Raw genomic sequence first — 12,391 nt, 5'->3', positions numbered from 1 at the left:
ATCGCTGGCGGTTGCCGCGGCAAAGGTGCTCGCCGACAAAGCGGCCAACGAGGTGTCGAGTGCGCTGTTCGAAGTGGGTGGAGCGCGCAGCGCCGCGGGGGATCTCAATCTGCACCACTTCTGGCGCAACGCGCGCACACATACCCTGCACGATCCGATCCGATGGAAGTACCAGCACCTCGGCCGTGCGCTGTTGCACGGCACCGCGCCGCCGCCGCACGGCGCGATCTGACCGGCTGCCGGTCGAAACAGTCTGTGATCGAAAAGGATACGAAGAGTGACAGTGACGGTCGTAGTAGGCAATCCGAAGCCCGCGTCCCGGACCTCGACGGCGGCCACGCTGGTCGCGAAGGGGCTGCGTCCCGAGGCGGAACCCACCGTGATCGACCTGGTCGATTTCGGCGCGGGCCTGCTCGGCTGGGGTGATCCGGCCGTCGCCGCGGCGGCGCGCACCGTGGCCGAGTCCGAGCTCGTCGTCTTCGCGAGTCCCACGTTCAAGGCCACCTACACCGGCCTGTTGAAGCTCTTCCTCGAGCAGTTCGACGGCGGTACCGGGCTGGCCGGCGTGCTCGCCGTTCCGGTGATGCTCGGCGCGGGCCCCGCGCACGCGCTCGCGCCGGATCTGCTCCTCAAGCCGGTGCTCGTCGAGCTCGGCGCCACCACCGCGCTGCCGGGCCTGTACCTGTCGGACCGCACCTTCGCAGACGACGGCGTGATCGAGGGCTACAGCGACCGCTGGCGTCCGGTCGTGCGGGCGCTGACCGACGCCGCGAAGGTGGCCGATCATGCATGAGCTGTTCGAGTTTCCCGCGGACGGCGGCGGACTGCGCCGGGCCTTCGCCAACTTCCCGAGCGGCGTCGTCGCGGTGTGTGCCGAGATCGACGGCACGCCAAGCGGTCTCGCGGTGAGCACCTTCGTCCCCGTCTCCCTCGACCCGCCGCTGGTGTCGTTCTGCGTGCAGAACTCCTCTGCCACCTGGCCCAAGCTGGCCGCCGCGGGTCACCTCGGTCTCAGCCTGCTCGGCACCGATCAGCAGGACGCCGCGCGCACGCTCGGCACCCGCGACGGCGACCGGTTCCGCGGCACCGAACTGCACCGCGGCACCGGCGAGGCGATCTTCATCGACGGCGCGTCAGCGTGGATCGAGGGCGTGCCGGAGGCGCACGTGCCCGCCGGTGACCACACGGTCGTCATCCTGCGCGTCCACCGCATCGCCAGCCGCACCGACGTCGAGCCGCTCGTCTTCCACGGCAGTCGATTCCGGCGGCTGGACGCGGAGGCGAGGGAGCGCAGCGATATCGCGGGATGAGCGCGGGCCGACCTCGTCGGCCCAGGTGGTCGCCGGTGTGGGACACTGGGACGCAGCTATTCGGAAGGGTCGTTCATGACAATGGGCATGGTTCTCGGTGACGTTTCCTCGCGCACTGTGACGCGGTAGGAACACTTTCTCCACCTCCTCGTCGCGGTGCACGCCGTGCCCCCGCATGCTCGACAACGAGGAGTCACCGATGTCCACGATCAGCTGGACCGAGGCCGATACCGTCCGAACCGCCCCCTGGCACTCCGAGAGCGCGACGCCGATGCCCACCCGCATCACCGTCGCCGACGATCGGATGACCGCCGCGACCGCGTACCGCCTGGCCTGCGAGGGCACGGGACTGCTGTGGCGCGGGGATTATCACAACGGGCGTCAGCTGCTGCAGGCCATGAGCCGCCGAGTCGACCGGAAAGGCCCTGGTCCAGGCGGTAGTCCGGCCGAGTCGTTCCGGTTGCAGCGCAGAGCGCGCAACCATCGTGCGCGAGTACTGGGCAAGCTGCTCGTCCAGCTCGAGGACGATCACACACTCGCCCTGCGCCGCGCGCCCGACGTCCGTGCGGCCTGCGACCAGGCGTACGGGACGCCGCGCGAGCCGATGCTCATCGCCATGACCGAGCTGCTGGGGGTGCTCGGCGCGGCCCAGTGGCGGGCCAAAGGAGTGCCGGTTCCGGCGCTGGACGCCGTCATTCATCCGCATTACGGCGTGTTCTCCCCGGTACGGGGCGAGTACGTCGATTTGGTCGCGCGTGCGCCGATAGTCAAGGCAGACAACGCTTTTGACCTAGGTACCGGCACCGGAGTGCTGGCCGCCGTGCTGGCGCGGCGCGGCGTCGGCCGTGTCGTCGGCACCGACGACAGTCCACGCGCGCTGACCTGCGCCCGGGAGAACGTCGAGCGGCTCGGATTGAGCGGGACCATCGATATCGTCGGCCCCGCCCTTTTTCCGGACGGGCGCGCGGACCTCATCGTCTGCAATCCGCCGTGGTTACCGGCGCGCCCGACCTCCGCGCTCGAGCACGGCGTCTACGACGAGGACAGCGGGATGCTGCGCGCTTTCCTCTCGGGGCTGTCCGAGCACCTCGAGGTCGGTGGTGAGGGGTGGCTCGTCCTGTCCGATCTTGCCGAGCGGCTGGGGCTGCGTACCAGGGCGGACCTGCTCGCCCTGATCGATGCGGCCGGTCTGCGCGTGGTCGACAAGATCGATACCGCCCCACGGCATCCTCGCGCGCAGGACCGCACCGATCCGCTGCATGCCGCTCGTGCCGCGGAGGTCACCTCTCTGTGGAGATTGGTGGTCTGAGCTTTCATGCTGCTGGGCAGTTGTTTTGGGGAATCGTCAGATCGATGAGGTAGCGATCGGCCGCGCTTGTCGTGCAGGGGGAGCGGTCGTAGACGCCGTGGCCCCAGCCTTCGTAGGTGATCAGCGTCGCCCCAGGGGTGTTCCTCGCGACGGCCGTGGCCCACTCGTGCGGGGTCGCGGGGTCGTGCAGTGAATTGAGGATGAGAATCGGTGGGGCGTCGGCGATTTGCGGGCGGTGGGGCGGGTTCGTCACCCCGATCGGCCAGCCGGAGCACATTGACCCTGCGCCCCAGGCGAAGTGGTTGCGCAGCGGTGCGGCGTTGTCGTTCTGTTCACGCCACAGGGCGGCCCACTGGTCCTGATCTGTGATGTCGAATCGCCAGTCCGAGCAGAGGATGATCTCCGGCATCGGGGCGGGTCTTCCCTGTGGTTGTGCGGCGGCGGGCGCGATGGGTACGCCCGGCAGCTGATCGGCCCAGGTGCGCAAATCCGTTGCCAGCCGGGACCATTCGGGTCGGTAAAGCCGCTGGACTACCTGGGTGTTCAGGTCGAACGGCGTCACCTGTTTGGTCGCGTCGGCGACGGCGCGCAGTTCGCCGCGCGCCGCTTTGGCGTACACCTCGTCGAAGACCCGATCGACCGGTGTCCCGTGTAGAGCGCATTGCTCGTCCCGAGCGCACCACGCGGCGAACTCGCCGAAGGTGTCCTTGCCTGCCCGAGCCTCGCTGGCCAGAAACGCCCGGCCGTCCAGGCTGTGATCGTCCACGCTGTCCATCAGCATGGCGCGCAGGCGATTCGGGAACAGCTCGGCGTACGCCTGCGCGGGCATCGTCCCGTAAGACCGGCTGTACACGCTGATCCGCTCCTCACCGAGCGCCACCCGCAGCGCCTCCACGTCCCGCGCCACGCTCACCGCATCGACGTGCTCGATCAACGGACCGGTGTACCGCCGACAACTGTCCGCGAGATCCCTTGCATACGAACGCACTTCATCCAGCCGGCCGCCGAGATCCGGTAGCACGTTCGGCCGGTACCCGACCAGCCCCGCATCGCAGAGCACCGGATGGCTCCGCTTCACCCCGCGCGGATCGAGGCTGATGATATCGAACCGCGCCCGCAGTTCCGCCGAAAACTTTCCCCCTTTGAGGATTTCGTCCACCCCCGAGGTGCCCGGCCCACCCGGCAGCGAGATCAGCGTCCCCACCTTCTTCGCCGGCTCGTCCGCCCGATCCCGCACCACCGCCACATCGATCCTCGCCCCACCCGGATCGGCCCAATCGATCGGCACACCGACTGTCCCACAGTCGAACTCGGCATTCTCCGGACACGGCCCCCACCGCACCGAAGCACTCGGCGCCGCCTCCCCCTTACACGCGACCAGCGCCCCCGAACAGACCCCGGCAACCAAACCCACAATCAACACAGCGCGACGAAACAACATGCCCAGATCGTCACCCCACCCCTCCCACCCCCACATCCCCCCGCCGAGCCACCCCGACTCCCCCTCCGGTACTGCACATCCGACCCCGAAAACAGTGAAAGCCCCGCACCTGTCGTGCGGGGCTTTCACTGTGGAGCCGATGACGGGAATCGAACCCGCGCTGTCTGCTTGGGAAGCAGAAGTTCTACCATTGAACTACATCGGCCTGCGTCGAGACGCGTCCGCGAGCCTATCAGACCAGCCACTATATCGGTCAACTCCCTTCCCGACCGACCCGTGTCGGTCCCTTGGCTGCATCGCCCGCGCAGCGCGAAGAGGGCTCGGATAGCGCAACGTTTCTCGTCGTGTTGGGCGGCCAAGCCTGCGGTGCGACGTTGGCAGGCTTCTGGCTGATGTTCGCATCCCAGTCGAATACCGGTGCTGGTGGACCCCACTGCTGCGGGTCGGCAAATGATACGGACTGGGTTCCGAAATGAGCTTGCGAGAAGCTTGCCGCCTGACAGAACGCCGCACCCTCGAACCTGGCGTCGCCGGAGAAGCGCGCATGGTCGAACCCGGCCCGACCACCGCGACAACCGACCTGGGAACCCTGCTAGCTCGCGTGCCGATCCGGCGCATCCTCCCCGTCACCGCCCTGATTTTCGCCGAACCCGGCCAGCACACCCGGGATTCGCCCGCCACCGACCAAGCCGTCGGCGGCACCCCCGAACGAACGAATTCCCGAACACTGGGCTCAGGCGGAAGCGCCGGTCCAGCGGGAGCCCGCGATCCGGTTCGGCAGCCGGTCGTAATACGAACACGTCATGCCAGGTGGTGCGAGATGAGCAGCCGACGCAGCGGAGCCTCGCACCACCGCGCCGCGTCGGCGTGGTGCTCCCCGTGATACCCGCGCACTGTATCGAACACAGCGCTTCCCAATCGGCCCGTAACCGTTCTCCGGACTTTCAGTACCAGGTACAGGAGATTCTGGATTAGTTCGTGAGGGATCCCTTCCCACCGCCGCTGCCGCCCCGGCCCCCGCCCCCGGCCCCGCGCTTACTGGGTGCGTCCTTGACGCTGCCGGATTTGGCCTTGCCGGCGCCTCGGCTCTTGCTCTTGTCGCGACGTTCAACGAGGTCGCCTTCTTCCTCGCAGATCTCATCGCTGCCGATGGACAGGGCGGGGCCACTGTGGAGCCGAGACCGATCGGGCGCGGTGTGTGGGGCCGCTCCCGCGATCGCGACCGTTGGACCGGCCACCACTGTGGCGGTCAGCGCCGTGATCGCCACTGTACGAATTATTGTCTGTGCCACTGCTTCTCGAACTCCTCGACAATTGAGGGAGTGGATCAGGACACCGGGACTCTAAACGGATCCACCACGATTCCCTCCAGCAATGCATACGACGGCGATTCGTCAGCGGCAACGACTGAGGGGGCGCGAGCACGCCTGCGACGCGATCCGCCTACCGGAGGTCAAAATCGAGAATCCGGGAAAATCCAATCCGGTTGATAGTCGAGGTGATCGCGCCAGATCGCGGCGATGGCGCGCAGGTCGGGATGCTCTCTCTAGACGCGATCACCACAGCCGTCGCGTTAGCAGATTCTCGGCAAATCGAGCGGTACGGTTTGCGCATGACTTTCACCGTTGAGCAGGCACGATCAGAAGAATTGCGCTCCTGCGGCGACGCCTTCGCCGAGGCGTTCGGCGACGATCCGGTGTACTCCTACATCTGGCCCGACGACGATATTCGCGCCAAGCAGTTGGTGCACCTGTTCGATGAACGGCTACCCATGATCGAATCTCCCGCGCAACAGATTTGGGTGGCGCGCGAAGAGGACGGTGCGCTGGCCGCGGTATCGGTCTGGGACACGTCGGGGCGGTACTCGCAGGACGAGTGGGCACAAATGATCACGCAGATGTCGGCTGTCTTCGGTGAACGCCTGGCAGCGGCAGCGACGATCATGCAGACCATCGACGAATCCCGGCCACTGCAACCGCATTGGTACCTGGACGATTTCGCGACGCTGTCGGCCAGCCGTGGGCTCGGCGCCGGTCGCGCGGTGGTGGAAAATCGGATTGCCTACTGCGATCAGCACGGTATCGATATCTACGGCGTGTGCACCAAAGAGACGACGGTCGGCTTCTACGAAAAATGGGGCGCCGTGATCGCCAAGGAGATCCGGGTTCCCGATGGACCTTTGCTGTGGGGGATGCTGCGCACGGCGCACTGACGAGGGCAAGCAGTAGGACCTGGCCGGTCGAAGGAGTGATGGTCGCTGAGGCGCGGGCGGTGGCGTGCTACCGTCTGCGCCGATTCGCGCGCGTGACACATTTCCCTTTGCCGAGAAAGGTTCTCGATGCCGACGAAACACTGGGGGTCGACGCAGGTGGCAGCGCTCGGGTGGCTACCACGCCGTCTGCGCGGAGCCTGCGTGCGCGGCGCCACGATCCTTATGGTGGCCGGTACTGCCGCGGCCCTGGTGGATCCGCCGCTGCCCGCCGCGTCTCCGGTGGTCCGGCTCGTGGTAGATCAGCTGACCCTGGAGACGTTGCGCGCCACGCCGCCATCGCGGCAAGGAGCATTGTTCGCGGGGCGGACGGTGTCGGCGTCCTCGGCGCCTCGTCCGTTCGCGGTCGGTGCCGAGTCGTCGCCGGCGACGGTGCCGTGGCGCGGATCTCGTATTTCGGTTCGCGAGTTCCTCGAAGCCACCCACACCAACTCGCTGGTGGTGGTGCGCGACGGTGCGATGACCTTCGAGTGGTATGGCCCCGGGTATGGCGCCGAGACCAAACAGTCGTCGTGGTCGGTCGCGAAGTCGGTCGTGTCGCTGCTGGCGGGGCGGGCCATCGGGGCGGGCAAGCTCCGCGAACAGGACCGCCTGGTCGACCTGCTGCCCGAACTCACCACCGGGACCGCCTACGACACCATCACCATTCAGGACCTGTTGGACATGACCTCGGGCGTCGACGTCGCCGAGAACTACTCCTACGCGGCCACCTCGAGCGACGACACCACCGCCATGTATCTCACCGACGATATCGCCGCCTTCGTTCGTGACCATCGTGACCTGAAGTTCCCGCCGGGCAGCCGCGCCGACTACCGCAGCATCGACGCGCAACTCCTCGGCATGGCGGTCGCCCGGGCCGAGGGGAAGTCGCTCGGTGAACTGTTGCAGCACGGCATCTGGGAGCCCATCGGCGCCCAGGACGACGCGGTGTGGAACCTGGATCGGCAAGGCGGACAGGAAAAGGGGTTCTGCTGCCTCAACGCCACGGCCCGCGACTTCGCCAAGATCGGTCAACTGATCCTCGACAACGGCCGCTCGGGCGACACCCAGGTGGTCCCGGCCAGGTGGATCGGCCGGATCGAACAGCCCGCCCCCCTGCGGATCGGCCCGTGGGGCTACTCCGCCCTGTGGTGGCACCCCACCGGCGGCAGCGGTCACGACTTGGCCGCTCGGGGCATCTTCGGCCAGTACATCTTCGTCGACCAGGACACAGACACGGTCATCGTCAAACTCAGCGACAATCAACTGTCCTCGGATGAACAGGAAGTCATCGACGCACTCCGAGCGATCGCGGAGTCGTGAGCCGCTGAGGACTGTCCCGGTGCCGATGAATCCAAGCCATCCATGGAATATGACCGCGAATCGTTCCTCCGGATTTCCATCCGGATGCGCCCGAATCCACTGTGAGATAACGGCATCCTCGGGCGCAGAGCTGAAAGCTATTTGAGCCGATAGGAATAGGTAAGAGAAGCTGAATGCCGAGAGCCGAATCCTGTTGCGGCAGAAGCAGGATTTCTACCATTGAACTACATCGGTCTGCGTCGAGACGCGTACCAGGTCAGGCACTATATCGGTCAACTCCCTTCCCGACCGGGTCTGCTGGAGCACTTACGAACCACATCTCGCCGAGTGGCCTCGCCCAGCTGAGCGGCGGCCCAGTCGAGCAGGGTCGGGCAGGCCGTAATTGCCGGCCGGACGTGCGCGGGTGTCGGCACATTCGTCCGGCGGTGGAGTGGGCCGTGCGGCGGGAATGTTCAGCTCTTCAACGTGCGAACCATGTTGACCAGCACTTGCGCTCCCGAACGTATCAGCTGGTCATCTCGCGCCGTTTGGTTTTCGGCTGCCCTGAAGTGCAGTTCGCCTTTCCAGCCGTCGATCGTGGCGGTGAGGTTTACGTCGAGCAGCGTGGTGGCGGGATCACCACCTTTGGGCAGCGGTTCGGTGGCCGCCTTGACGGCCACGCCGTCCACGGTCATGGCCTTGGCCGGGTAGTTTTCTGTCGTAGAAGGGGGTTGCGTCAGGGTGCGAGCACTGTCGACCTCACGAAACAACGAAACGTAACCAAGGGAAGACAGCCATGCGGAGCCGTCTTCCTTCTCATAGAAGCACCCGTTGCCGCTCCCGATTCTCGCGGTCAGTGCTTTCCCGCCGGCGCCGGCGCTGAGCTTCAAGTTTTCAGTGCCGGCGCGGGCGACGAAAAACTGTTTTGCAGAGTCGCATAACTCCTGAATGGTGTGGCTGCTCGTCGGTATCTCATGTTCGTCGGGGCCAGTACGCGAAAACGGGCCGCAGCCAGAAAGTGACGCCGCCAGCAACCAAATCCCCAGCACCCTGGACCAGTTCATGTCGCCTGCCATTCAGGGCTGGGAGAGTTGGCGTTGAAGTCGTCGGAAGCGCTGCGCGGCCATCTGTTGTTATGAAAACCCTTCTGGCTTTCGGTTGATTCTTTTATTTTGCTGATACTCTGCCTTTGCAGAAGGAGGGCGTCTACGAGCTTTCCGGTATAGTCTATGGCGTTCTTTATGACCGTTCCCAGGATGTCGATCGCGTCGGATACGCCGACCGGAGCGGCGACAAAGGTGGCTATTTTGGAAAGCGCTTGCCCCAGTTTTATGATCAGGTCCGCGATATCCGTGACGATCTTGGAGTAGAAGTCCCAAGCAATGTCCGATACTTTGGCGAGCGCGTCGGCCATCTTGTCGCAGGTCGCTTTCGCGGAATCCATCGCGGTGTCCTGGAGTGTCCGCGCCGCCGTGTACTTGAGTGCTGCCGCGCCTGCCCAGTAGCCGGTGATGTTGCCGTTGTTCACCTCGTTGTTCTGCGCGGCGCCGATCTTGCCTTTCAGCGTCGTCCACGCCTCGCTCGTCTGCAGGAAGGCGATGGGCGCTTTCAAGCTGTCGACCGCACCCCGCAGGGTGTCCAACAGCTCCTGGATCTTCTTTTTGATCGCTTCCTTGTGGTCCTGCAGATAGCCGGTGAAGTCGTCCTCGGTCATCGCGCCATAGAGGGCGCCGGCTACCGCGCCTGCGAATCCGAAGAAGGTCGCCCCCTCGATCTCCCCAGCGGCGATCGCCGCCTTCCGGAACGCCTCATCCACCTTAGCGGGTTGGTTTCTGACCTCCGCGATCTGGACCGAGAACTCATCGAGTACGGAGTTGATGTCGTCTAGAGACTTGGTGGCACCCACGGCTAGCTTTCCTCCAACTCGATCAACACGTTCGCGAAGTTCTGGTCCTGCTCCTGGTAAACCTTGGCGACATGGTCCAAAACCTTGGCTATCGAATCGGTTTCATCTCTGCCCTCGACGAGCCTGTCGTACATATACCGGGCGGCAGCCATCTGGGCGTCCCAGGTCTCTCGGAACAACCCCCACGCGACGTCCTGGTGGCTGAAATGGATACTCTGCGCCTGCTGTGCAGCGACGGTGAGAGCGTCTGACGCGTGATCCCATGCTCTGGCAGCCTTCACTTCGACGTCTATCGGCAGGCGACCTTCGTCGAGCTTCATTGTGAACAGGCCGACGCCGATCAAGCCAGTTGCCACTTTTCCCCTTGATCAGTTCCCGCTGCCGTGGGGTCTCTCCGCCGAGAGGCCGCTATCGGGACAAGTGTCGACGGGCTGCAACTCTTCTCGGCCCCCGCAGTTCACCAGCCCCCCTCGCGGTTGGTCATAGCGCACCAAACCAACCAGTGGTTCGTCCCCTCGGGCTTTCGCGGAAGTGACACTACCGTTCAGTTTGTCTCATCGGCAAGGTCGAGGTGGTGTGGTGAGCCCGGTGGGCGTCCGTAGGACGGAAAGGGTTGCGGCCATTCATCATCGACGCAGACGGTGGGGGCGCTGCCCCGGGAAATCGGGGCACGGGAACTGCGCTGTTAGCGTCGAAATCTCAGCGTGTTCGATCTTGACGAGGGAGTGTTCGTCTTATGCCGCAGCGTTCGAAGCGTTCAGTTATCGGCAGGGCCGCCGTCACGGCGGCCGCGGTCACCGTCGGAGTGCTGGCGAGCCAGGGGGTGGCGGCCGCTGATTTCTCCGCGGTCGTGATGAACTGCAGTGGAGTCAGCCCCAACGTCGTTGACGTGCCGTATTCGGCTCAGGTCTATGTGGGTCAGTACGGCGGAGATCCGGGCTGGACGGGGATCACCGTCCACACCGGCGCCAGCATCTGGGGCGGCTACACTTCTCGGCCCACCCTCACGTGGACCAATCTCGCCACCGGCGTGACCGGCACCGCCACCGGCCAATACCCCGTGTCCAGTTTCTTCGGCACCGGCGGCCAAGCCAACTTCAACGCCAGGGATATCGGCGGCGGCCCCGTCCGCTTCGATCTCACCGCGGTCAACACCGGCCTGTTCCCCGTACCGCCGGTGACCTGCTCGGCCGTCATCGACATCCCCTGACCAACCCTGCGTTCGCGCCACCTCTCGAACAGGCTCCGCCCGACAATCATCGCCCGCGCCCGCCTGTTCGGGTGGGTCGACGCCCTCTGCGCCCCGCCGTTAGGCATTGATACAACGTCGCAGCTGACGCGCAATGCCAAAGGTACGCAAGTGATCTCGTAGACGGCCCTCATGCCGATAGCGAAGAGTCAGGGCCAAGCCAGTTTCTGTCGATTGGCCGTGGCTGAGCAGCGGCAGGTGGGCAAGACTGGCGAGGCAGTGCCTGTCGAGAAGGAGTCTGTGATGCAGGTAGCGGTGGTGACCTTCGACGGCTTCAACGAACTCGACAGCTTCATCGCCGCGGCGCTGATCAACCGGTGTCGTCGAGACGGCTTGACGGCCTTCATCACGACACCGACGCCGGTGGTCACGTCGATGAGCGGCGTCGAGGTGACCGGGCAACGACCGATGGAGTTCGTCGAGGAGGCCGACGCGGTTCTCATCGGAAGCGGCATCAAGACCCGCGATGTTGTCGCTGACGATCGGCTGATCTCCATGCTGTCCCTCGATCCCGCGCGACAGTTGATCGGCTCGCAATGCTCCGGCGCGCTGGTGCTGGCGCGCCTCGGTCTGCTGGGCGGCATGCCGGTGTGCACAGACCGGACGAGTCGGCCCTTCGTCGAAGCGTGCGATGTCACCGTGCTGAACACGGCGTTTCACGCCGAGGGCAACATCGCTACGGCGGGTGGCTGCTTGGCGTCTCAATACTTGGCCACCTGGGTAATCACTCGAACCCTTGGCGAGGACGCCGCCCGTGATGTCATCGATTACGTTGCCCCGGTGGGTGAGAACCGCGAGACCGTCGAGCGTGCCTTACGCACTGTCCGCGCAGGGGAGTACGTAGCTCGGGCGATGTGAGATCACGAACCGGCGGATAGTTGATGAGCACGCGCCTGCTCTGAGACAAGACTCAGAACAGTCGGGCGATGGGGCTCTTATCCACTTCACGCAGCAGCTGCGCGACGTCGTCGCAGACGAAGGCCGCCCCTTCGTCCTCGAGTTCACCGCGGGAAATTCCACCGCTGAGTACGCCGATGATGGGCACGTCGAGGGCGGTGCAGGCGCGTACGTCCCACACTGTGTCGCCGACGAAGACGGCGCGCTCCGGCGGGACGCCGGCTCGGTCGAGCGCGATCTGGACGATGGTCGGGTCGGGTTTCGCGGTGTCGACGTCCTCGCCGCCGGTGACCGCGTACAGCACATCTTCGCTGTCGAGGAGTTCGCGTAACTTGGCCAGTTCGTCGGGCGGTGCGGAGGTGGCGAGCAGGACGCGCAGACCCCTGCCATGCAGGTCCGAAAGGATTTCGCGCGCACCAGGCAGCAGCGTCAGCTCGTCGGCGCTGTCCAGATAGAAGCGGGAGTGCAGATCATCGGCGTGATCGGCGGCATCCTTATCCAGGTCGCCCGCCAAGGTCTCGATCAACGTGCCGCCGTCCATCCCGATCGCGCGGTGAATGCGCCAGGTGGGCACGACGGTCCCCGCCTCGCGGAACGCCCGATGCCACGCGCGGGCGTGCAGATAGTTGGAGTCGACGAGCGTCCCGTCGACATCGAACAGCACCGCCGCGGGCTCACCCACAGGAACCTCCTCATGTCCGGACCGGCCTTCACCCGGATCTACCCCGC

General features: G+C 65.4%; 12 protein-coding genes, 1 tRNA gene and 2 pseudogenes. 8 read left to right on the top strand and 7 right to left on the bottom strand.

What is annotated here, in order from left to right; translation table 11 throughout:
- The 4 genes and pseudogenes from ON39_RS31905 to ON39_RS31890 all read left to right on the top strand — a co-directional run.
- Window positions 1-232, top strand: a pseudogene (locus ON39_RS31905) (SfnB family sulfur acquisition oxidoreductase); the annotation flags it as partial.
- Window positions 233-277: 45 nt separating this feature from the next.
- Complete coding sequence (locus ON39_RS31900; RefSeq protein ID WP_040739766.1) at window positions 278-793, top strand: NAD(P)H-dependent oxidoreductase; 516 nt, start codon at window positions 278-280, stop codon at window positions 791-793.
- Window positions 786-1,310, top strand: coding sequence for a flavin reductase family protein (locus ON39_RS31895; protein WP_051187390.1), 525 nt, complete (start codon window positions 786-788; stop codon window positions 1,308-1,310). The genes ON39_RS31900 and ON39_RS31895 overlap by 8 nt, the downstream gene beginning before the upstream one ends.
- A 199-nt stretch (window positions 1,311-1,509) precedes the next feature.
- Window positions 1,510-2,619, top strand: a complete 1,110-nt coding sequence (locus tag ON39_RS31890; protein WP_040739780.1) for a methyltransferase — start codon at window positions 1,510-1,512, stop codon at window positions 2,617-2,619.
- Window positions 2,620-2,623: 4 nt separating this feature from the next.
- Here ON39_RS31890 and ON39_RS31885 read toward each other — a convergent pair whose 3' ends face one another.
- From ON39_RS31885 to ON39_RS51550, 3 genes and pseudogenes are all read right to left on the bottom strand, one after another.
- Complete coding sequence (locus ON39_RS31885) at window positions 2,624-3,907, bottom strand: alpha/beta hydrolase (protein WP_157195540.1); 1,284 nt, start codon at window positions 3,905-3,907, stop codon at window positions 2,624-2,626.
- A gap of 284 nt (window positions 3,908-4,191) precedes the next feature.
- Window positions 4,192-4,265: transfer RNA gene (locus ON39_RS31880), tRNA-Gly, on the bottom strand.
- 48 nt (window positions 4,266-4,313) lie between these two features.
- A pseudogene (locus ON39_RS51550) lies at window positions 4,314-4,604 on the bottom strand (pentapeptide repeat-containing protein); the annotation flags it as partial.
- A gap of 954 nt (window positions 4,605-5,558) precedes the next feature.
- Here ON39_RS51550 and ON39_RS31870 point away from each other — a divergent pair.
- Complete coding sequence (locus tag ON39_RS31870) at window positions 5,559-6,272, top strand: GNAT family N-acetyltransferase (RefSeq protein ID WP_146251112.1); 714 nt, start codon at window positions 5,559-5,561, stop codon at window positions 6,270-6,272.
- 225 nt (window positions 6,273-6,497) lie between these two features.
- Complete coding sequence (locus tag ON39_RS31865) at window positions 6,498-7,631, top strand: serine hydrolase domain-containing protein (protein ID WP_246002892.1); 1,134 nt, start codon at window positions 6,498-6,500, stop codon at window positions 7,629-7,631.
- Between the two features lie 452 nt (window positions 7,632-8,083).
- Here ON39_RS31865 and ON39_RS49130 read toward each other — a convergent pair whose 3' ends face one another.
- Genes ON39_RS49130 through ON39_RS31850 form a run of 3 tightly spaced genes read right to left on the bottom strand, consistent with a single transcriptional unit; the run spans window position 8,084 to window position 9,872 of the window.
- The gene (locus ON39_RS49130; RefSeq protein WP_157195539.1) at window positions 8,084-8,674 is read right to left on the bottom strand and encodes a hypothetical protein; all 591 of its coding nucleotides are present in this window, start codon (window positions 8,672-8,674) and stop codon (window positions 8,084-8,086) included.
- Window positions 8,671-9,516: a hypothetical protein gene (locus ON39_RS31855; protein ID WP_040739761.1), complete on the bottom strand. Its 846-nt coding sequence runs from the start codon at window positions 9,514-9,516 to the stop codon at window positions 8,671-8,673. Before ON39_RS31855 ends, ON39_RS49130 begins: the two co-directional genes overlap by 4 nt.
- 2 nt (window positions 9,517-9,518) lie before the next feature.
- Window positions 9,519-9,872 carry a hypothetical protein gene (locus ON39_RS31850; protein WP_146251110.1) on the bottom strand — a complete coding sequence of 118 codons (354 nt, stop codon included), beginning with the start codon at window positions 9,870-9,872 and terminating at the stop codon, window positions 9,519-9,521.
- A 380-nt stretch (window positions 9,873-10,252) separates the two neighbouring features.
- Between ON39_RS31850 and ON39_RS46260 the strand changes: the two genes are divergently transcribed.
- Both ON39_RS46260 and ON39_RS31840 read left to right on the top strand, forming a co-directional pair.
- Window positions 10,253-10,726, top strand: coding sequence for a hypothetical protein (locus ON39_RS46260; protein ID WP_051187388.1), 474 nt, complete (start codon window positions 10,253-10,255; stop codon window positions 10,724-10,726).
- Window positions 10,727-10,945: 219 nt separating this feature from the next.
- Window positions 10,946-11,623: a DJ-1/PfpI family protein gene (locus tag ON39_RS31840; RefSeq protein ID WP_246002891.1), complete on the top strand. Its 678-nt coding sequence runs from the start codon at window positions 10,946-10,948 to the stop codon at window positions 11,621-11,623.
- A 52-nt stretch (window positions 11,624-11,675) separates the two neighbouring features.
- Here ON39_RS31840 and ON39_RS31835 read toward each other — a convergent pair whose 3' ends face one another.
- The gene (locus tag ON39_RS31835) at window positions 11,676-12,344 is read right to left on the bottom strand and encodes an HAD family hydrolase (RefSeq protein ID WP_040739759.1); all 669 of its coding nucleotides are present in this window, start codon (window positions 12,342-12,344) and stop codon (window positions 11,676-11,678) included.
- Window positions 12,345-12,391 lie beyond the last annotated feature (47 nt).

Source organism: Nocardia tenerifensis NBRC 101015 (genome assembly GCF_000308715.1).
Classification (GTDB): domain Bacteria; phylum Actinomycetota; class Actinomycetes; order Mycobacteriales; family Mycobacteriaceae; genus Nocardia; species Nocardia tenerifensis.
The sequence above is the reverse complement of the archived record's forward strand: the minus strand, read 5'-3'. Positions and strand labels throughout refer to the sequence as shown.

Coding starts and splice junctions, on each gene's coding strand:
- ON39_RS49130 (WP_157195539.1), bottom strand. CDS start 8,674: ATGAACTGGTCCAGGGTGCTGGGGATTTGGTTGCTGGCGGCGTCACTT.
- ON39_RS31890 (WP_040739780.1), top strand. CDS start 1,510: ATGTCCACGATCAGCTGGACCGAGGCCGATACCGTCCGAACCGCCCCC.
- ON39_RS46260 (WP_051187388.1), top strand. CDS start 10,253: ATGCCGCAGCGTTCGAAGCGTTCAGTTATCGGCAGGGCCGCCGTCACG.
- ON39_RS31895 (WP_051187390.1), top strand. CDS start 786: ATGCATGAGCTGTTCGAGTTTCCCGCGGACGGCGGCGGACTGCGCCGG.